Annotated in this window: 18 protein-coding genes and 1 tRNA gene; 6 read left to right on the top strand and 13 right to left on the bottom strand. The window is 46.8% G+C overall.

The genetic code is table 11. The annotated features are described in order from the left end of the window. Positions 1-53: 53 nt before the first annotated feature. The 7 genes from BQ7367_RS13845 to BQ7367_RS13875 form a co-directional block, all read right to left on the bottom strand. Positions 54-2,147 (bottom strand): heavy metal translocating P-type ATPase, encoded by a 2,094-nt coding sequence (locus tag BQ7367_RS13845; protein ID WP_072525968.1) that lies wholly within the window; start codon positions 2,145-2,147, stop codon positions 54-56. 6 nt (positions 2,148-2,153) lie between these two features. Continuing rightward, a complete protein-coding gene (locus tag BQ7367_RS13850; protein ID WP_072525969.1) occupies positions 2,154-2,465 on the bottom strand; it encodes a DUF6110 family protein in 312 nt (103 codons plus the stop codon). A gap of 335 nt (positions 2,466-2,800) precedes the next feature. Then, the gene (locus BQ7367_RS13855) at positions 2,801-3,211 is read right to left on the bottom strand and encodes a Fur family transcriptional regulator (protein WP_072525970.1); all 411 of its coding nucleotides are present in this window, start codon (positions 3,209-3,211) and stop codon (positions 2,801-2,803) included. Positions 3,212-3,276: 65 nt separating this feature from the next. Further along, on the bottom strand, positions 3,277-3,636 hold the full coding sequence (locus BQ7367_RS13860) for a heavy-metal-associated domain-containing protein (protein ID WP_072525971.1): 360 nt from the start codon (positions 3,634-3,636) through the stop codon (positions 3,277-3,279). A gap of 13 nt (positions 3,637-3,649) precedes the next feature. Continuing rightward, on the bottom strand, positions 3,650-4,030 hold the full coding sequence (locus tag BQ7367_RS13865; RefSeq protein ID WP_072525972.1) for a heavy-metal-associated domain-containing protein: 381 nt from the start codon (positions 4,028-4,030) through the stop codon (positions 3,650-3,652). Between the two features lie 81 nt (positions 4,031-4,111). After that, positions 4,112-6,109: a ferrous iron transport protein B gene (gene feoB / locus BQ7367_RS13870; protein WP_072525973.1), complete on the bottom strand. Its 1,998-nt coding sequence runs from the start codon at positions 6,107-6,109 to the stop codon at positions 4,112-4,114. A gap of 82 nt (positions 6,110-6,191) precedes the next feature. Further along, a complete protein-coding gene (locus BQ7367_RS13875) occupies positions 6,192-6,404 on the bottom strand; it encodes a FeoA family protein (RefSeq protein ID WP_072525974.1) in 213 nt (70 codons plus the stop codon). Between the two features lie 289 nt (positions 6,405-6,693). On the opposite strand from BQ7367_RS13875, the gene BQ7367_RS13880 reads away from it, so the two are divergent. After that, positions 6,694-7,053: a metal-dependent transcriptional regulator gene (locus tag BQ7367_RS13880; protein WP_072525975.1), complete on the top strand. Its 360-nt coding sequence runs from the start codon at positions 6,694-6,696 to the stop codon at positions 7,051-7,053. A gap of 51 nt (positions 7,054-7,104) precedes the next feature. Here the strand turns inward: BQ7367_RS13880 and BQ7367_RS13885 are convergent, their stop codons facing one another. Further along, positions 7,105-8,052 (bottom strand): L-lactate dehydrogenase, encoded by a 948-nt coding sequence (locus BQ7367_RS13885; RefSeq protein ID WP_072525976.1) that lies wholly within the window; start codon positions 8,050-8,052, stop codon positions 7,105-7,107. A gap of 196 nt (positions 8,053-8,248) precedes the next feature. Here BQ7367_RS13885 and BQ7367_RS13890 point away from each other — a divergent pair, with 196 nt between their 5' ends. The 5 genes from BQ7367_RS13890 (at position 8,249) to BQ7367_RS13910 (ending at position 12,270) form a co-directional block, all read left to right on the top strand. After that, positions 8,249-8,761 (top strand): ferritin, encoded by a 513-nt coding sequence (locus BQ7367_RS13890; RefSeq protein ID WP_072525977.1) that lies wholly within the window; start codon positions 8,249-8,251, stop codon positions 8,759-8,761. A gap of 614 nt (positions 8,762-9,375) precedes the next feature. Continuing rightward, on the top strand, positions 9,376-10,284 hold the full coding sequence (locus BQ7367_RS13895) for a deoxyribonuclease IV (RefSeq protein WP_072525978.1): 909 nt from the start codon (positions 9,376-9,378) through the stop codon (positions 10,282-10,284). Positions 10,285-10,410: 126 nt separating this feature from the next. Next, positions 10,411-10,794, top strand: a complete 384-nt coding sequence (locus BQ7367_RS13900) for a GntR family transcriptional regulator (RefSeq protein ID WP_072525979.1) — start codon at positions 10,411-10,413, stop codon at positions 10,792-10,794. Continuing rightward, positions 10,778-11,476, top strand: a complete 699-nt coding sequence (locus BQ7367_RS13905) for an ABC transporter ATP-binding protein (protein WP_072525980.1) — start codon at positions 10,778-10,780, stop codon at positions 11,474-11,476. Before BQ7367_RS13900 ends, BQ7367_RS13905 begins: the two co-directional genes overlap by 17 nt. Further along, positions 11,470-12,270: a hypothetical protein gene (locus BQ7367_RS13910; RefSeq protein WP_072525981.1), complete on the top strand. Its 801-nt coding sequence runs from the start codon at positions 11,470-11,472 to the stop codon at positions 12,268-12,270. Before BQ7367_RS13905 ends, BQ7367_RS13910 begins: the two co-directional genes overlap by 7 nt. A gap of 41 nt (positions 12,271-12,311) precedes the next feature. On the opposite strand, the gene BQ7367_RS13915 is transcribed toward BQ7367_RS13910, so the two are convergent. The 5 genes from BQ7367_RS13915 to BQ7367_RS13935 all read right to left on the bottom strand — a co-directional run bounded on the left by BQ7367_RS13915 (position 12,312) and on the right by BQ7367_RS13935 (position 18,524). Further along, positions 12,312-12,383: transfer RNA gene (locus tag BQ7367_RS13915), tRNA-Arg, on the bottom strand. Positions 12,384-12,492: 109 nt separating this feature from the next. Next, positions 12,493-15,597 (bottom strand): SpaA isopeptide-forming pilin-related protein, encoded by a 3,105-nt coding sequence (locus BQ7367_RS13920; RefSeq protein WP_072525982.1) that lies wholly within the window; start codon positions 15,595-15,597, stop codon positions 12,493-12,495. Beyond that, the gene (locus BQ7367_RS13925) at positions 15,594-16,541 is read right to left on the bottom strand and encodes a DUF5688 family protein (protein WP_072525983.1); all 948 of its coding nucleotides are present in this window, start codon (positions 16,539-16,541) and stop codon (positions 15,594-15,596) included. Before BQ7367_RS13925 ends, BQ7367_RS13920 begins: the two co-directional genes overlap by 4 nt. 244 nt (positions 16,542-16,785) lie before the next feature. After that, positions 16,786-17,208 carry a hypothetical protein gene (locus BQ7367_RS13930; protein ID WP_072525984.1) on the bottom strand — a complete coding sequence of 141 codons (423 nt, stop codon included), beginning with the start codon at positions 17,206-17,208 and terminating at the stop codon, positions 16,786-16,788. A gap of 476 nt (positions 17,209-17,684) precedes the next feature. Beyond that, positions 17,685-18,524, bottom strand: coding sequence for a tyrosine-type recombinase/integrase (locus BQ7367_RS13935; RefSeq protein WP_072525985.1), 840 nt, complete (start codon positions 18,522-18,524; stop codon positions 17,685-17,687). Positions 18,525-18,528 lie beyond the last annotated feature (4 nt).

An 18,528-nucleotide genomic window follows, 5' to 3' on the forward strand; every position in this document is an offset into this window, starting at 1 on the left:
TTGCTGATAAAAAACGATCTCAGACATCATACCCGTGTCTGAGATCGTTTTTATCAGAAGCTTTTTCTTCCCTCTGGCAGAAGCTCTTCCATACTCTTCAGGCTGATTGCCAGTGTGGACGTATTGTGCAGGAGTGCCGAGACAGCAGGACGGATCGCTCCTGTAACGCCCAGGATAATAAGTCCTGCATTGACGCCTACGATGCTCCTGTAATTTGTCTGTATCCTTTTCATCAATTCATTCGCCAGCTGTCTGAGTACCACGATCTCGCGCAGGTCATCCACTGCCATAGTAATATCGGCAATTTCCCTGGCAATCTCTGCTCCGTCACTGATGGCAATTCCGGCATCGGCCGCGGACAGGGCCGGAGAGTCGTTGATACCGTCTCCGATCATAATGACCTTTCGTCCGGAAGCTTTCTCTTTCTCAACAAATTCCACCTTGTCTTCCGGCAGGACTTCCGCATAGTATTCATCTACCCCGATCCTTCCCGCCACAGACGCGGCAGTACGTTCACTGTCTCCTGTCATCATAACGATTTTAGAGATACCTTCTCTTCTGAGCATCTGCACCATATCCCCGGCCTCAGCCCGGAGTGGGTCTTCAATACAGATAACAGCGGCCAGCACTCCGTCCACTGCCAGATACAGATGAGAGTACTCCGGAGGCAGAGCTTCAAACTGTGCCTGGTATTCCGGCCGTATAGTGCATTTCTCATCTTCAAATACAAAATGGCTGCTGCCGATCACCACTTTTTTCCCTTCAATAGCGGAAGAAATCCCGTGAGCCACTACATATTCTACTCTGGAATGCATTTCTTCGTGGAACAGCCTTTTCTTTTTTGCCGCGTCAACTACAGCCTTTGCCATAGAATGAGGAAAATGTTCTTCCAGGCAGGCGGCAATCCTCAGTGCTTCATCCTCGGGATAATCCGAGAAGGCTACAACTTTTATGACAGTAGGTTTCGCCTTTGTCAATGTTCCCGTTTTATCAAACACAATCGTATCCGCTTCCGCGACGGCCTCCAGATACTTTCCACCTTTTACCGTGATCCCATGCTGTCCTGCCTCGCGGATGGCTGAAAGGACTGAGATCGGAATAGCCAGTTTCAATGCACAGGAGAAATCTACCATAAGCACTGCCAGAGCTTTTGTCACATTCCTCGTCAAGATTCCCGCGATACCTGTACCGAGCAGCGTATATGGCACAAGCCGGTCCGCCAGGTGTTCTGCTTTGCTTTCCAGAGATGATTTTAATTTCTCCGAGTCTTCGATCATAGCAACAATCTTTTCAAATCTGGTTGATCCGGACACTGCTTTAACCAGGATCTCAAGTTCTCCCTCCTCCACCACGGTCCCGGCATAGACGGACTGTCCCACAGCTCTTCTGACCGGCACCGGTTCTCCTGTAAGTGAAGCCTGATTCACCATGCCTTCTCCCCCTGAGACTTCACCGTCAAAGGGGATTACATTTCCCATATGTACCACGACAAGATCCCCGGGAGTGATCTCGGAAGCGTCAACGAGCACTTCCTGTCCCTGATTCTTTTGCCATACTTTTTTGATATTTAAGGACATGCTGCGCGCAAGGTCTCTGACCGATTTCTTGTGAGTCCACTCTTCCAGTATTTCGCCCACACCCAAAAGGAACATGACAGAGCCGGCCGTATTAAAGTCTCCCCTAAGAACAGACACCCCGATAGCAGCCGCGTCAAGTACGGGGACTTCCATCTTTTTTCTTCCCAGACATTTCATTCCATTCCAGATATAACCCATGGCCCTCATCGTCATCCATATTTTTCTGAGGGAATAGGGAATGAAAAACCTTCCTCCGTAATGGAGAAGAGTCTTCATGATCAGCCTTTCTCTGTAAATTGAATTCATTTTTCTGCCTGAGCTTGTCAGTACATTTTCAGGTACATCCGCCTTCTCATAGCTGAAAGCTCTTAATATAGAAATCAAATCTTCCCGGCTTCCGTCATAACAGATGACGGCGTCTGCGGTGCGTTCATACACCTTTACATCTGTTACACTTTCCTGCTTTTCCAGAAACCAGCAAAGAGTATCCGCCTGCGCATAGGACATCCTGTCCTGGACAACATGTATACGCAGACGGCCTTTAATCTCATGCTTTATAATAAATTTCATAACCTGTTATACAGTCTCTTCCCTGAGATCATCCGCACCGGCACTATTCTCAGAGAAAATGTCTTCCTGCACGGCAGCAGCCTCCTCGGCCGCTCTCTTCTCATTAATCTGCTGAGCCTCCGCAAGGATATCCTCCGCATTCTCCTGCACAGTTGCCGCCGTTTTCATCACACAATCCTTTGCTCTCAGAGCTGCGGCAGTACAGTTGGTATAGACCTTCTTCGCGTCCTTGCTGGAAAGCATTTTCACACCGGCAGTCCCAAACAGGACACCTCCCGCAAAAAGTCCGATCTTCTTCATAGTCGAAATACTGAACATAAAAATACCTCCTGTAAATCTAAAAATTTTCATTCATCAGTTGTGATCTGGGCTTATTTGTGTCTGTAACCTGTATAAAACAGCATCAGAAAACAGAAAACCGATGCCCACGCCCAGAATTTATGCTGTTTCATGTTCCACCACTTCCTTTAATAAATGCATGTAAATTATCTGATCCTGTCACATCATAGCAATCTTATTTGAAAATAGTCAATTCTAATAAGGCTTAATGAAAAATATTATCAGTTTGAAAATTGGGGACAGGTACCTTTTAAAAGGTACCTGTCCCCAATTTTCGCCAAAATCAGAATATTCTGAATATATCTGTAAAATTACTATTTATGTATTCTAATTTGTGTAATCTTCTGATCTTTAAGATAACCGCACTGCTTCATCCCTTCCCGGATCACTGTATTCCATCTGTTTTGTGACAGATGATACGTTGTATTGTCATCCAGTACGATCACGCACCCATCCCCTGCCGAATCCTCTATTTTCTCTTCTCCGGGATATTCTACTTTGTACATATTCTTCCGGCTGATCGCGCCGATATCCTCCAAAGCGTTTACCATCCGGTACACTGTCGCCACTCCGATCCCGCTGTCTGTCTTTGATGCCTTATAAAAAATCTCCTTACAGCTTGAACAGTCATTTTCAAGAATGATATCAATGAGCATCTGGCGCTGCTTTGTAATACGGCATCCATTTTCTTTCAGTTTTTCTATGATCTGTTCTTTCTTACCCACGACAGATTTCCTCTTTCCGTCCTGCCTTCGCACAGCTCCCACAGTTGCGGATGACAGAGTTTCCCTTATGAGATATTGACAACTTCAAATCCCGCGCTTTCCACGGCCCGCTTCAGTTCACTTTCCTCTATCTCGCGGTCAAAGATCACTTCCGCACTGCCATCACTCAGGCTCACCTTCGCAGATACGCCATCAAGCGCATTAAGTGCGCCTGCAACACTGTTGACACAGTTCTGGCAGTGCATTCCTGAAATCTTTATGACTTTTCTGCCTTTTACCGGTCCGGACAGTTTCTTTTTCTTTGTCCGGACTGTGCCCGGACCGCCCCCGCAGCACGCCCCTTCTCCTTTAAAATGTTTGATCGAATTTTTTACCGCAAAGATAAGAACTACGATCACGATCAGTATGATGATCACATCAGTCATTACAATCCCTCTTTCATCTTTTTGAAATACTGATGACCTGATATCCTGCTTTTTCTACTGCTTTTTTCAGGATGTCATCCCCGACTTCCCTGTCAAGAGAAATCCTTGCCGTGCCTTTCGAAAAATTGATATCTGCCTGTACTCCATCGATCCGATTCAGAACATTTGTTATATCCATCGCGCAATGTGCACATTGCATTCCGGAAATCTTCATAGTCTTTCTTCCAACCACCGGTCCATCCAGCTTTTTCTCCGGCATTTTTACGCTTCCGGGGCAGCTGCCTCCGGCCGGACATCCGATACACTTCACCCCACTTCTTTTTGCCTTTATTATATATGTCACCGCGCCTCCAACCAGAATCACCAGAAGGATTATCACAATAATATTTACCATCAATACCTCCTCTCTGCTTCAACGCCAAAAGGCGGACAAAGCAGATGCGCTTCGTCCACCACTGGCCACTGTAATTATATTCTACGCATGCAGGCTGTATTCTGCCGCAAATTCTCTGTCCGACTTACGGATACGCCATATAATAATGACCGCAAATACCAGAATGGCAATCAGACCCGGAACAAAAGCGGTTCCCAGGGATCCGGTGGCAGATAGAGTCCCGATCTGGTAGACCAAGAAAGCTACTGTATAACCTGTCGCCAGCTGCAGGCATATACCGCCAAACAGCCATTTCCTGCTCTTCATCTCGGAGTTCATTGCTCCGAGAGCCGCAAAACAGGGCGGGGTATAGAGGTTAAACATCAGGTAAGCCAAAGCGGCCGCTTTTGTAAGACCCATGATCGTCGCTACTTCATTACCGCTTCCGACCAAAGCCAGTTCATCTGTATCAATCAGATTCGTAACACCGTATACCACTGCCAGAGTTCCCACCACATTCTCTTTCGCGATAAATCCTGTGATCGCCGCTGCCGCAAGCTGCCATACTCCAAACCCGAGCGGGATAAACAGAATCGCAAAGGGATGCGCGATACTTGCCAGGATAGAGGTACTCTCCGCGCCCTCCTCCACAAGCTGGAACTGCCAGTTAAATGTCTGCATGATCTGTACAACTGTATTGCACACCAGGATGATCGTTCCCGCTTTTATAATATAGGCTTTTCCACGCTCAAGCATAGAGACGCACGCTCTCTTCAGGCTTGGGATCTTGTATTCCGGAAGTTCAATGATAAAGAAAGATTTCCGGTATTTCTGACCTGTGATCCTCTTTACCAGAAGTGCGCCCAGCAGTACCAGCACGATACCGACAAGATACATCGTAGCTGACACCCACCATGCATCTGCGAAAAACGCTCCCGCGAACAGCGCGATTACAGGTATTTTTGCTCCACAAGGCATAAATGGAGTAAGCATTGCCGTTGTTCTGCGCTCCCTCTCATTTCGGATCGTACGGGAAGCCATAATACCGGGGATCGCACATCCGGTACCAATGACCATCGGGATTACCGATTTTCCGGAAAGTCCTACTCTCTTGAAGATCGGATCAAGCACGACGGTCGCACGGGCCATATAGCCACAGTCCTCCAAAAGCGCGATCAGGAAATACATGACCATTACCAGCGGCAGGAATCCCACCACCGCGCCGACTCCGCCGATAATTCCATCTACCAGAAGCGCATACAGAAGCGGATTCGCGTTCGCCATCAGTTCACCGACCCACCCCTGGAAGGTCTCGATCCAACCTACCAGCCAGTCCGCGATCCAGGTCCCCAAAGTCGTCTGGGATATGTAAAATACGAGAAAAATAATTGCGGCAAAAATCGGGATCCCGATAATTTTATGTGTAATGATACCGTCAATCTTATCCTGAATATTTTTATCTTTTGTAAAGACTTTTCTCTTTTCTACCTGCCTGACAATATTATTGACAAACTCAAAACGTTTTCTGTCCGCGGCCTCTACCGCGTCCTTGTCCTTCAGATCGATCTCCTCCTGAATATAGGGCGCTTTCTGGTCCTTGCCCTTCGAAGCGGCAGCTAAAGCAACAGCTTCTTTCAGCCCTTCATGTCCTGAAGATGTAGAAATCGTCCTGATAACCGGGCAGCCCAGTTTCTCTGACAGCAGTTTTCCGTCGATCTTCGTCTGCTTTTTGTCTGTGATGTCACTCTTATTCAGAGCCACGACCACGGGAACTCCCAGTTCCAGAAGCTGCGTGGTAAAAAACAGACTACGGCTTAGATTGGTCGCATCAACAATATTAATGATCACATCCGGATGCTCATTTTTCACATAACTGCTGGTAATGCTCTCCTCGGAAGTAAACGGGGACATCGAATAAGCGCCCGGCAAGTCTACCGCTACCAGTTCCTCCGCCCCGTCATAATACGCCTTTTTGATCAGGCTTTCCTTTCGCTCCACCGTAACACCGGCCCAGTTTCCAACACGTTCGTTTCTTCCTGTCAACGCATTGTACATTGTAGTTTTTCCGCTGTTAGGATTTCCTGCAAAAGCAATTCTCATCTTACAATTCTCCTCCTTTATTGTGATTAGAAAAGACTAACCTTTTTATAAAAAAAATAGTTGACCAGGTCACTATTTTTTATTATATTGATATGGCTTTCGCCAGATCAGTATCAATATTGTATCTGCCATCTTTGATCGAAACCACGCAGCCGCCTCTTACGCGGGAAACTACAGTGATCGGCTCACCGCTGTAACAGCCAAGAGAAAAAAGGAAAGCCTCCAGTTCCTCATCTTCGGTCATAACGTCTTTTACGATATATTCTTCCCCTTCTTTTGCCTCCAGTAAATTCATATTCTAACAGACCTCTCAATATTATATCGTTTCGGATGATTTTCCTGTCATCATCCGAAATCTTCATCTCATCTAACAGAAGATAGTTTAAACTAACACTTTGTGTTTGTCAATGCTTTTGTTTAAAAATTCTCAGAGAAATTTTGAAATTTTGAATGGGAAAATTTTCAGCACACTTTCTCCCCAGTTTAAATCAGAAGTTCTAAAACTTTTATAATTATGATTTGCTGTCACTGACTGAATATGATATACTTAGTGGAAAGTATTTGAAAAAAGTGAGGTGACACCTATGCCCGGAAATGAATCCGCTGAAAACTATCTGGAAACTATCCTGATCTTAAGCCAGAAGCTTCCGGTCGTCCGTTCGGTCGATATCGCGACAGAACTGAATTTTAAAAAATCCAGCGTAAGCGTGGCTATGAAAAAGCTAAGAGAAAACGGCCATATCGTTGTCTCCCCAGAAGGATATATCTCCCTCACCTCGTCCGGAAAACAGATCGCTGACCAGATCTACGAACGGCATACTCTCCTGTCATCCTGGCTGGAACGTCTGGGTGTGGATTCAAAAGTCGCGGCAGAAGACGCGTGCAGGATTGAACATGTGATCAGTTCCGAAAGCTTTGAAGCTATAAAGCAGCATATTAAATAAATCTGCAAAAACCGGCGGTAATACGCCGGTTTTTTCTAAAATATCTTACAATTATGAAAGGCCGATCTCCTTGAGCACGCTCTTTAATTCCTCTGCTGATCTTCTCAGTTTTTCTGTCTCCTCTTTATCAAAATTGATCTCCAGTATCTGCTCTGCTCCACCTCTCCCTATCAATGTCGGAATGCTCAGGCAGAGACCGGACAATCCATATTCTCCGTTCAGCGACACAGAGACCGGCGCCACAGTATGGCTGTCTCTGACGATCGCCTCTGTGATCTTCGCCGCTGCCATTCCTATGCCATAATATGTTGCTCCCTTGCGATCGATAATCTCGTAAGCACTGTCTCGGACCGCATGATAAAGCTCGTCTTTTTCCTTCCGGAAATCTGCAAATCCCTCTATTTTCGCGAACTCATCCAACCCTATCCCATAGATATTCGCGCAGCTCCACACAGCCAATTCACTGTCCCCATGCTCTCCTGCGATAAAAGCATGGACGTTCCGGCTGTCTACATTCAGCTTCTCGCTGATCAGATATTTTAAACGCGCCGTGTCAAGGACCGTACCGGATCCAATCACACGCTCTTTGGGAAATCCGGATTCTTTCAATGCCACCTGTGTCAGGATATCTACCGGATTAGACACGATAAGAAGGATTCCTTCGCATTTCACCCGTTTAATCTCTCCGATAATCATCCTCATAATCTTCGCATTCTTCTGGACCAGATCCAATCTTGTCTCACCCGGCTTCTGATTGGCCCCCGCTGTGATGATAATGACAGATGCGTCCGCGATGTCTTCATAGTCTCCCGCCTGAATATCCATGGCATGGGCAAAAGGAAGCCCGTGGCTGATATCCATGGCCTCTCCTTCCGCTTTCGGTCCGTTTGCGTCCAGAAGTACCATCTCTGAAAACAAACCTTTCTGCATCAAAGTATATGCTATCGTAGAACCTACAAAGCCACACCCGATCACTGCGGCTTTCTGTATATTTACCATATGTGTTGTCCTCCTTTTTTATTTTTATAATCCCTAGTAAATTACTAGGGATTATTTACATCTTTATTATATAGTGATCTCCAAAAAAAGCAATACCATATCTGGTATTTTTTCCCGTACAATTTCATTGCTTTTCATTGATATCAGTTTTATACTATTAACTGTAACAAATAATCCATGAAAGGAGACCTTTACCATGCTAAACGAAAAAATCGCAGAATTATTAAACACACAGGTTAACAAAGAGTTTTATTCGGCCTATCTCTATCTGGCATTTTCTAATTATTTTTCTGAGGAAGGTCTGGACGGATTCGCAAACTGGTACCAGATCCAGGCGCAGGAAGAACGCGATCATGCGATGCTGTTCGTACAGTACATGCAGAATAATGACGCTAAAGTCACCTATGACGCCATCGACAGGCCAGACTTCAAAGCGGACAGCCATTTGGATATTTTAAATGCCGGACTCAGGCATGAACGCTACGTCACAGGTCTTATCAACAATATTTACGGAGCAGCTTATGAAGCCAAAGATTTCCGTACCATGCAGTTTCTTGACTGGTTTGTCAAAGAGCAGGGAGAAGAAGAAACGAACGCCACCGATCTGATCAAAAAAATGGAGCTGTTCGGATCCGATCCAAAAAGCCTTTACCTTCTGGATCAGGAGATGGCCGCGCGCGCATATACCGCACCGTCACTTACCCTCTAAAAGGACGATCCGGGTTTGCCGGAGTGATTCAGGAGACGCCGGGGAGGATGATTAAGCTTAGGGAAATAAAAAAATCTGGCATCGAAAGACGTATTCTGCGGCAACAGAATGGGTGTCTCCGCAGAAAGGTTCTTCCGATTGCCGCTCTTTCCCTTTCCTGCGCTTCGTCCATCCCCCGGCGTCACGATTCATTCCCCGTCAATCTCACGGTTAGAAGGGAATACGTGAAAGGAACTCCATTGGAGAAAAAGACATATACGGATCTCTGGCATATCTCTTCCGGCTTTTTGATGACGGGCTGTACAGTCGATAACGTTCCACTTTCACAATCACTTCTAAATCGCGAGATTGTTGAATGGAGAGGACAGGGAGCCGTGGAAGGAAGAGGTGTCCATCAAGGGCCGTGCAGCAACGCCGGCATTTGGGGCGCGTCCTTTGCGCCCTTATGTGCCGCTGCGTTGCAGCCCCGAGCGAAAGCGTGCCCGAGATGGATATCCTCTTCCTTCCACGGCAGCCACACCCACCCATCAACAACCTCAGATTTTCTTGCGCTTTATTGTTCTTCGCTTTATAATGTAACGGCAATATTTTACAGAACGGAAAGGAGATACACCATGAAGCTAGGTTCACACGTTGGAATGAACGGCAGGGAGATGCTCCTTGGCTCTGCCAAAGAAGCGGTATCATACGGCGCGGACACTTTTATGTTCTATACGGGCGCGCCTCAGAACACTCGCAGGAAAGACATCAGCGAACTCAATATTGATCCTGCCTGGGAATATATGAAAGAGCATAATATCCAGGAAATCATTGTCCATGCCCCTTATATCATAAATCTGGGGAATACTGTAAAACCCGAAACCTTTTCACTGGCCGTCGAGTTTCTGGCGAAAGAGATCGACCGTACAGTAAGCTGCCATAGTCATACCCTCATCCTTCATCCGGGGTCTCACGTAGGAGAGGGAGTACAGGCCGGTACTGACCAGATCATCAAGGGACTGAACGAGGTACTGACCGCAGATACGGAATGCCGGATCGCTCTTGAGACAATGGCCGGAAAAGGTTCTGAGATCGGCCGTACTTTTGAAGAACTGGCCCGCATTTATGACGGTGTCAGGTACAACGACAAGCTGAGAGTGTGCTTTGATACCTGTCATACCAGCGACAGCGGATACGATATCATCCACCACTTTGATCAGGTAATGGAGGAGTTTGACCGGATCATCGGAAAAGAGCAGATCGCCGTATTCCATATCAATGACAGTAAAAATGTCCCCGGCGCCGCGAAAGACCGCCACGAAAATGTGGGATTCGGGCAGATTGGATTTAACGCACTCAACTATATCGTGCGCCATGCGGATTTTACAGATGTTCCTAAAATACTGGAAACACCTTATATCCCCTCCCCTTCAAATCCAAAAAAATCTTACGCGCCCTACAGATATGAGATCGCGATGCTTCGCAGCGGCATTTTTGATCCCGATATGAAAAAACGGATCATCCTGGAAAATGAAGGGGAATGATCTGTTCTGATCCAATTCAGAAATTTCATCAAAATCCAGAAACCTCTTGACAGCCCCCCCCTTGCGTCGTATGATTGTATTATATATATAATACAGTTTGTAAATGAAAGAAAACGAGGTGATTCGATGCCATGGGATCTGGATAATGACCGTCCTATCTATCTTCAATTGATGGAACGTATTCAACATGACATTATTTCCGGGCTTTACAGGCCAGGGGACAAGCTTCCCTCTGTCCGGGATCTTGCTCTTGACGCCGCAGTCAATCCCAACACAATGCAGAAAGCACTTTCAGAACTGGAGCGCAGCGGCCTTGTGTATTCTCAGCGGACCAATGGACGATTTATCACAGAGGATGCATCTCTTTTGAAAGAGACACGGGAGGATCTGGTCCGCAGCCATATCCGTCAGTTTTTTGAACAGATGCGCAATCTGGGGCTGAGTGATGAAGAGACTCTGGAAATAATACAGAAATATTTAAAGGAGAAGAACCATGAGACCAATTCTTGAATGCCAGGGGCTCACAAAAAAATACGGAAATTTTTTTGCTCTTTCCAATCTGACGCTCTCGCTTGAGCGAGGCCAGATCGTTGGTCTGCTCGGGCCCAACGGTAGCGGAAAGACCACATTGATCAAACTTGCCAATGCCCTTCTGATCCCCACGGACGGACATATCATGATTAATGGTCACTCTCCGGGAACAGAAACCAAGCAGATCGTATCGTATCTGCCAGACCGTAATTTTTTGAATGACCACATGCGGGTAAATGATATCCTGTCTTATTATAATGATTTTTATAAAAATTTCAGTATGGAACGGGCCTCAAAGATGCTGGACACACTTGAGATCGACAAACGTGCCCGGCTGCACGCTCTGTCCAAAGGGACCAGAGAAAAAGTACAGCTTGTGCTTGTCATGAGCAGGGATGCCGATCTGTATATACTGGATGAGCCGATCGGAGGCGTAGATCCCGCGGCAAGAGATTATATTCTCCAGACGATCCTGGCAAATTACAATGAAAATGCCACAGTATTAATTTCCACTCATCTGATATCTGATATTGAAAACACTCTTGATCGGGTGCTTTTTCTTCAGAACGGGCAGCTTATGCTTAATGCCACTGTCGACGAGATAAGATCAAAATATGGCAAATCTGTGGATGTGCTGTTCCGGGAGGTGTTTAAATGTTAGGAAAACTGATCAAATATGACTTCAAAGCATCAGCCAAGATCTTCATCCTGTTTCACGCTGCTTTTATCCTTGCCTGTCTGCTGTGCCGTATCCTGTTTGTCGATCATCTGCGGTTTGACGCTCCCATAGATCCGCTGGTCACCTCCATTGCCGTTTTTTCTTCTCTGATGATCTTTTTGTGTATCGCCGTGAACTTTGCTACATGGCTTCAGATTACATTCCGGTTTTACCGGAATCTTTTCAGCAGAGAAGGTTATCTTTCCTGGACTCTTCCGGTCTCGGGAGTGCAGCAGCTTTGGGGGAAGATCATATCCGGATATATTTTTATGGCTGTGGATATCATTGTCATAGCCGGCGGTATCCTCCTTCTGGTCACAGCAAAAAATATCACTACAGCCTACAGTTCCATTGCTCCGGAAATGACAGAAGCGCTGGGAATGCCCCTGAGTACGCTCGCCTTTTATCTGTTCCTCTTCTGTCTTGTCTCCGGCATCAGCGCGGTGATCATGAGCTATTTTTGTATCGCCGTAGGACAGCTTTTCCCCGGACACCGGATCTTATGTGCTGTCGCCGCGTATTTTATCACAAGCTTTGTTGTACAGATTTTTTCACTGATTGTTATGGCCGTATCTGGAATATTTCCAGGATATAACTTTTTACCGGACACAGGCACTACCATATCGGACTATCTGTTCAATATATTTGCGCTGAGCGGTGTGCTGTCGTTTATTGTAACGGTCATTCAATACATTGTCACTCACTATATTATGAAAAAGAAGATCAATCTGATATGATATAAAAAGGGAGCCGCGAATGCAGCTCCCTTTTTATATCCAGCGTCTGAACGGAGTCGAACCGTCGCACATGCCTCCGGAGGGCATTGCTCTATCCACTGAGCTACAGACGCATCAGGCTGTTCCAGAAAAATTTACTGTCTCTGTAAACAGCCTTAATTATCCTAGCATAAATCCCGGAAAAAGTAAAGTCCTTTATCTTAGATGTCCACTATATGACCGCTATATTCTTCTCCGCCCTCCTGTCTTCTTTTTCCGGACCTTTGAACTCCAGAGCACAGCCATTGCCGACAGGACCGTCCCGGCCGCGAAAATACAGATTCTTCCTGCTATGCTGTTATCTCCCGTACTGACCGGCTTTTCCGGCTCCTGCAGTATCGAAACTGTCTGTCGGGGATCATTGATATCTTCGTGTGATGAGATCAGGGTATCCCCCTCCCAAAGATATTCAAAAACTACAATCTCTCTGTCCGGAAAGTTTCCGGTATCCACAGAAAATTCTATCTCAATCCCTTCTGCCCCCTCTTTCCCCGTAAAGTTTCGTTCTCCGGATATTCGCTGTCCCTCCTTAATGAGCAGGTTTCCAGTCTCTTTGTCTGCCAGCACACCTGTCAGAGTGTACTCTTTCTCCGGATCCAGATTTTCCATTATTACAGTATCTACAAGCAGCTTCTCTCCACCGGATGGGATTTCTTTTATTCTGCTCTCCTTCCAGACCGCATAAGTGTCTGTAATCTTTGTCCTGTCATTCTCGACAAGGATAGCAGACTCTGTCTGACCCTCTACCGTCCCGTCTTCTTTTATGGTAAATTCCCATACATCAGAACAGCCGGGATATCCCGACAGACTTTTTGTTTCCCGTACAAAGTAGCTGCCTGGCAGAAGATATTTTAAAACGATCTTTCCCTCTTCATCGGTAACGGAGATGATCCCCTCTTCTTCCGTATCCTCTTTATTCCAGACCGTGAATTCCACTCCTTTCAAAGGCTTTTTTGTACCGCTTTCTGTCTTATATATCGTCACCTCAGTGGGATGATTTTTAATCTCCAGCTTTTCTGTGATAATCTCGATCTTCTGATCTTCATACTGCAGCATCACTTCATAGGGCTTATCAGGCAGGACATATCCCGGCGCCTGCCGGATCTCCCTGATTTCATAGTCTCCCAGATACAGGTGTCCGGAAGTGGCTGTGCCGTCTTCTCCTGTCTCCAGAATTTCTGCTACACTGTCTTTTTCTACCCTTACATTGCCCTGGGGCGTCAGGATATCTTCCTTTGCGCGGATCTCAAATTTTACTCCGGGAATGCCTTCTCCTGTGTCATGATCTGTTTTCCGGATATGGATGACACCTCTGGCAGGTTCATTCTCACATTCAACTGTAAAGGGATCGTTCCAGTCATGTTCCTTTTCTACTGTAAATCCGATCGGCTCCTCGTTCAGCACATACCCTTGCGGCGCCCGGATTTCCTGAAAATAATATCTGCCCGCCGGCAGCTTTTCCGGCAGTACAAAGCTCCCGCTTTCATCTGTCTCAAACACACTGTAGACGGTTTCTTCGGGATAGTGAGATCTCATTGTGATCTCTTCTTTGTCTTCATTGAGGAGACGGAACTGAACCCCTGCCACAGGAATGACCTCACCGGTACTGCTGTCTTTCTTGACCAGTCTTACCGGGGAAAATATCATCTTGTTCTCCAATATATAATGGAGCGTTTTTCCTTCTTCACTGATCGTAATCTCAAACTCTGCGGCCGGTTTTAATCCCGGGGGAGCATTTTCTTCCTTCACTGTATAAATATCATATGGCAGTCCTCCCCGGCCTTCATGCAGCTGTTTTGTGGACGCATACCCGTTTTCGTCGGTCGTAATTTTGTATACCTGTCCTGTTGTCCTGGAGGTAATGGTAAACAGGATTCCCTCCATTGCTGCCTTCCTCTCTGTTTCCGGATCTTCTCTGAACTTCAGGATCTGCAGGTCTCCCCGGATTACCTCTTCTGAGACGGTCGGAGTATGGTATACCGTGTCCTGTTTCCCGTCCGGATCTTCTGTGATCTTCTCCACAATCACCTCCTCGTTCAAGAGATAACCCTCCGGAGCTTTTGTCTCCTGAAACGTAACGGTTCCCAACGGCAGGACCGTATTTCCGGAACTGTTTTGGTAAAATTCATCTCCGCTTACTTTCTGTTCTTCTGTCATGACTATTTTCCCTTCTGCATTGGCTGCCAGCACCCAGGTTCTCTCTGGCGCAACATTGAGCAGAGCCGGATCTGAATCGTAGTACCCTTTATAGTATTTCACAGTGAACTCTGCGCCCTCCAGGCTTGCCGCCCCCTGAGGAACAGAACTCTTTGTCCCGGCATCGATCTTGTGAAGCAGCAGGCCGGCTGAATAACTTTTTGCTCTGTTCACCCAGTCATACTGACAGATTTGATTGTCTTCCACACGGATCTGCTGTCTCTCCCCGCTCAAGGCAAATCCCAACGGGTTTTCGATCTCTGCCATCTCATATGTCCCTATGGGGATATCGTCCAGTCTTCCATAACCGTTTGAATCTGTAACTATCTTCCAGGCAGGGCTGTCCTCACCCGGCCTGTATATTCCGAATACTGCGCCAGCCAGTGAATAACATGGATTGCCTTCCGTCCATTCCGGACGGTCTGACTTTTTTTGGATCTCGACACTTCCCGTACGGTCCTTTCCACTTCCTCCCATGGCCTGGGCGTCCCCGCCCATATTGAACAGAAACGCGTAAAAAGATTCCGGCGGATCCGGGAGAGACCGGATATTCTCGATCTTCTGTTTCAACAGAGCTACTGCTCTCTCTGTCAGTCCGGTAAAAGCCTCGGGGCTCCCTGAATACATATAGGACAGAATACAGTGGCTCATACAGTATTCTTCATCCGCTGTCCGGTTCCCACTGACTCCCAGCATGCCAAATTTCTGAAAGTATATCTCATATCCCGGCCCGCCATATGCATAGTACAGTCCTTTCCGAAGCTGCACGTTTCCCAGAGGCTGTACTTTATAATTTCCGGATAGGGGGGTATCCTTGAGAGGTTCCAGGCAGTATGCCGTCTTTCCGTTAACATCAAAATAATTAGTACTGTAACTTCCGTAAAAAATCTCCCTCCCTACAGTCAAATCTACTGATCCCCCTGTATTCTGTCCGGCAGCGGCCAGAATCAGCGGTTCCCCTTCGTCCGTCTTTTCAATATCTGTCTCAATGTCTTTTTTATCCGTTTCCCCGCGAACAACAACAGGCCAGAACACTGCCGACAGAAGAACTGCAAAAAGGAAAAGTACCGTTCTTTTTATCCGTCCTCTCATCCCATCCTCCTCTCCGCGGGCAGTCCCCTCCCTGCCAAAAGCCTTTCCGAACGCCATTTATACAGATAGGCATGTCCGCTGAGCACTTCTTCCTCAGCCACCTGTGTAGCATTGATCTCTGTTACCATGTCATCCAGATCAGACCACCGAAGTTCCGGTGCCCAGGGAACAATCACTACCTCATGGACACTGCTGGGAAGGATATAGTAATCTTTTCTGAGAATCTGCCCGATCATTTTCAGGACATGGGGATATGCTATACAGGCGGCTCCATAACTTCTGATCTTGTTAGAGAGTACATACATTCCGTCCTTATCCGCTGTTTCCCCAAGAAGAAGGTTCCCGTCTCCTCTCTCATTTGCCGGGGTTTCTCCCAGCATCTCTTTCAGAGCGTGATTCATCGTAAAAAATTCTGCCGGCAGAAGAGTCTTTCCATTTTCCACCGCGGCTTTCCAGAGCGTATCTGTCTCTACCCTCCATTGCTCTGCATGATCATTGCCGATGACCATGGCAGCCGTCCCCTCATCGGTCACTTCCAGGAGAACATAAAACACGATCGAAAGATCCAAAAACGCATAATGAGGCACTGTAGTAAGGAAATCTCTGTTGGCGGCCGTATTGATCAGTTTAAAAACAATCCTGTCCTTTATCCCTTCATAGTTCAGGATCTGATCACAGTCCCAGGCTACTTCCCGCCGCATACTGTTGTAAAAACATTCAATCTCTCCGGCTATCCTGTCGATGGGTTTTCCTTCCAGATAAGCCTGATAATAGTCCTCAAGATAAATCGTCGGAGAAACATGAACTCCCGGCGCCTGAAGCAGCACCCCTGTCCTCTCTTTGCCATTATTTTTTACCGTTGTATATAAACTGGCCTGCACTCCCCCTTTCATCCTTTTACGAATCTCTTTCTCTACCGCGCCTGTAAATTCTCTGTAATCCATTCTTCTCCTTTCTTAAACCGCGCGGTCCATTTTAATATTAAATGAGAAATCCGGTACGAAATGTACCATTGAAATTAGATATAACTTAAAGGAACAATATTATGTGCCCTTGATTATAACTGAATCAATGATAAAAGACAATGGTGCAAAATTCACAAAATCAGGATGATCGTCTCAAAATGAGAGGCCCGCCGGAAAATCCGGCCGACCTCTCTGAAAATCTCAGTTGCCCGATGTAATTTTGTCAGGCGCCTTTTCTGCAGAGCAGTCCGGTACCTTTTCCTCTGAGCTGTTTTTCACTGAGAATAGCGCCTGCTCCGAAAAAGAACGCCCAGATGCCAAGTGTGGTGCAAAAGACTTTCCATCCCGGATAACGGGCACTCCTTTGAAGCGCCAGTCTGTCCCGCCGGACCGCGATGATCTGCCTGGGCTGCTGCATCCACTGCCGGAAAGGCAATATACTGTCCTTCTCTTTCCGGACAATATTTCCTTGTTCTTCCGGGTAAAAACTGCCGGCTTTCCGCCGCTGTTCTGTCAACTCCTGATACTCCTTCCGGAGTTGTTCCATCTGTGCCCACAAATCTTCCTCATCCACTCCTCCGAAAAGCTTTCTCCGGAATTGCAGCTTTTGCAGCCGGCGGGCCATTTCTTCCGTGTTTTTTGCCATCGTTATCTTCCTCCTCTTCTTTGCCTCCCGCGGGAGCGCAGGAACAGGAAGGAGCCGCCCCCTCAGCCGGCTTTTATCTCCCCATTCCAAACAGAATCCCGACTGAGACAGATGATAACTTGCAGAAAAGAGCTCTGATATCCGGCCTTCAGAACTTATGTTACATAATGTGCGTTATGTTGCGTAATGCTCTGCTTTTGCTCTGTTCTTCTTATATCCCGAGGAGATTACAGACGTTTTTGGGTATAACAATAAGACCTTTTCTCTATATTTGAGGTTTCCCTGGGAAAAGGTCTATTTGTCATGTCCGCTATTCGCCATATCTATGTAAAAGCCTCCCGCCCTGGATCTTTCAGATTGACTTTTCAGGCTCTGTATACTATCATTTACATATAAATTATTAGAAAAGTGCTCTGTCCCCTCAGTTTAACGCAACATAACGCACATTATGTTGCGTTTTAGTCTTCTGCTCTTTTTCAGAGGACCAATTGCATCCTCTCTACTTTTCTCCTGTGTTCTGCCCCGGTGGACATAATATAAATCCGGGTCGTATCGATACTGGAGTGACCCAGAAGATCTGCCAGTTTAGCAATGTCTTTCTCAATTCCGTAAAATGTTCTGGCAAAAAGCCTCCTGAGATTATGAGGAAATACCTTTCCCTGTTCCACGCCGGCTCTTTCGCACAGTTCCTTCATTTCCCTCCAGACTGTATGCCGGCTTACCGGCCGTCCCGTTCTGCTAAGAAAAAGTACACCTTCTGTAATCCCCTTTTCCCGGGCATATTGCCGCAACATGTTCCGCAATTTCGGCGGCAGAAATACTGTACGGTTCTTTCCCTTGCAGGACACCTGCACCTGCCCCTGACGTGCTGCCTCCACAGTAATATACTTCAGTTCACTGACCCGGATCCCGGTGGCGCAGATCGTCTGCAGGATCAGGCTCAGCCTTAAGCTCTTCTGATTCCGTGCTGTATTCACCAGCCGCATATACTCTTGTTTTGTCAGTTCTTTTTCACCGGGCCGGAAAGTTTCTCTCTGTATTTTAAACTGCCGCACACAGCTGCCGGCCAATCCGGCAAATCGCAAAAATCCGTTGACCGCAGCTAGCATGCTGTTGGCACTGGTCACAGCGTAATGTTCACGCAGCCAGTCTTTGTACTCCATGATCAGGGATTTCTCCAGTACCCGTTTGCCCGCAAAAGCTGTAAAACATCTAAGATCACGGGCATATTTTTCAATCGTCGCGCCGCTCTTTTCTTCCAGTTTCAGATGTTCCAGATAGGTTCTGATCTGCCCTTCCGATAATCTTGTCTCCATATCT

The sequence above is a fragment of the Clostridium sp. Marseille-P3244 genome (genome assembly GCF_900120155.1).
In the GTDB taxonomy this organism is placed as follows: Bacteria; Bacillota; Clostridia; order Lachnospirales; family Lachnospiraceae; genus Mediterraneibacter.

What these genes read in the sequence shown, in the direction of transcription:
- BQ7367_RS13845 (WP_072525968.1), bottom strand. Translation starts at nt 2,147, where the DNA reads ATGAAATTTATTATAAAGCATGAGATTAAAGGCCGTCTGCGTATACAT.
- BQ7367_RS13850 (WP_072525969.1), bottom strand. Translation starts at nt 2,465, where the DNA reads ATGTTCAGTATTTCGACTATGAAGAAGATCGGACTTTTTGCGGGAGGT.
- BQ7367_RS13860 (WP_072525971.1), bottom strand. Translation starts at nt 3,636, where the DNA reads ATGACTGATGTGATCATCATACTGATCGTGATCGTAGTTCTTATCTTT.
- BQ7367_RS13865 (WP_072525972.1), bottom strand. Translation starts at nt 4,030, where the DNA reads ATGGTAAATATTATTGTGATAATCCTTCTGGTGATTCTGGTTGGAGGC.
- feoB (WP_072525973.1), bottom strand. Translation starts at nt 6,109, where the DNA reads ATGAGAATTGCTTTTGCAGGAAATCCTAACAGCGGAAAAACTACAATG.
- BQ7367_RS13875 (WP_072525974.1), bottom strand. Translation starts at nt 6,404, where the DNA reads ATGAATTTACTGGAGGCAAAAGAAGGGGAAGAATATATCGTAAAAGAC.
- BQ7367_RS13880 (WP_072525975.1), top strand. Translation starts at nt 6,694, where the DNA reads ATGCCCGGAAATGAATCCGCTGAAAACTATCTGGAAACTATCCTGATC.
- BQ7367_RS13885 (WP_072525976.1), bottom strand. Translation starts at nt 8,052, where the DNA reads ATGGTAAATATACAGAAAGCCGCAGTGATCGGGTGTGGCTTTGTAGGT.
- BQ7367_RS13890 (WP_072525977.1), top strand. Translation starts at nt 8,249, where the DNA reads ATGCTAAACGAAAAAATCGCAGAATTATTAAACACACAGGTTAACAAA.
- BQ7367_RS13895 (WP_072525978.1), top strand. Translation starts at nt 9,376, where the DNA reads ATGAAGCTAGGTTCACACGTTGGAATGAACGGCAGGGAGATGCTCCTT.
- BQ7367_RS13900 (WP_072525979.1), top strand. Translation starts at nt 10,411, where the DNA reads ATGCCATGGGATCTGGATAATGACCGTCCTATCTATCTTCAATTGATG.
- BQ7367_RS13905 (WP_072525980.1), top strand. Translation starts at nt 10,778, where the DNA reads ATGAGACCAATTCTTGAATGCCAGGGGCTCACAAAAAAATACGGAAAT.
- BQ7367_RS13910 (WP_072525981.1), top strand. Translation starts at nt 11,470, where the DNA reads ATGTTAGGAAAACTGATCAAATATGACTTCAAAGCATCAGCCAAGATC.
- BQ7367_RS13920 (WP_072525982.1), bottom strand. Translation starts at nt 15,597, where the DNA reads ATGAGAGGACGGATAAAAAGAACGGTACTTTTCCTTTTTGCAGTTCTT.
- BQ7367_RS13925 (WP_072525983.1), bottom strand. Translation starts at nt 16,541, where the DNA reads ATGGATTACAGAGAATTTACAGGCGCGGTAGAGAAAGAGATTCGTAAA.
- BQ7367_RS13930 (WP_072525984.1), bottom strand. Translation starts at nt 17,208, where the DNA reads ATGGCAAAAAACACGGAAGAAATGGCCCGCCGGCTGCAAAAGCTGCAA.
- BQ7367_RS13935 (WP_072525985.1), bottom strand. Translation starts at nt 18,524, where the DNA reads ATGGAGACAAGATTATCGGAAGGGCAGATCAGAACCTATCTGGAACAT.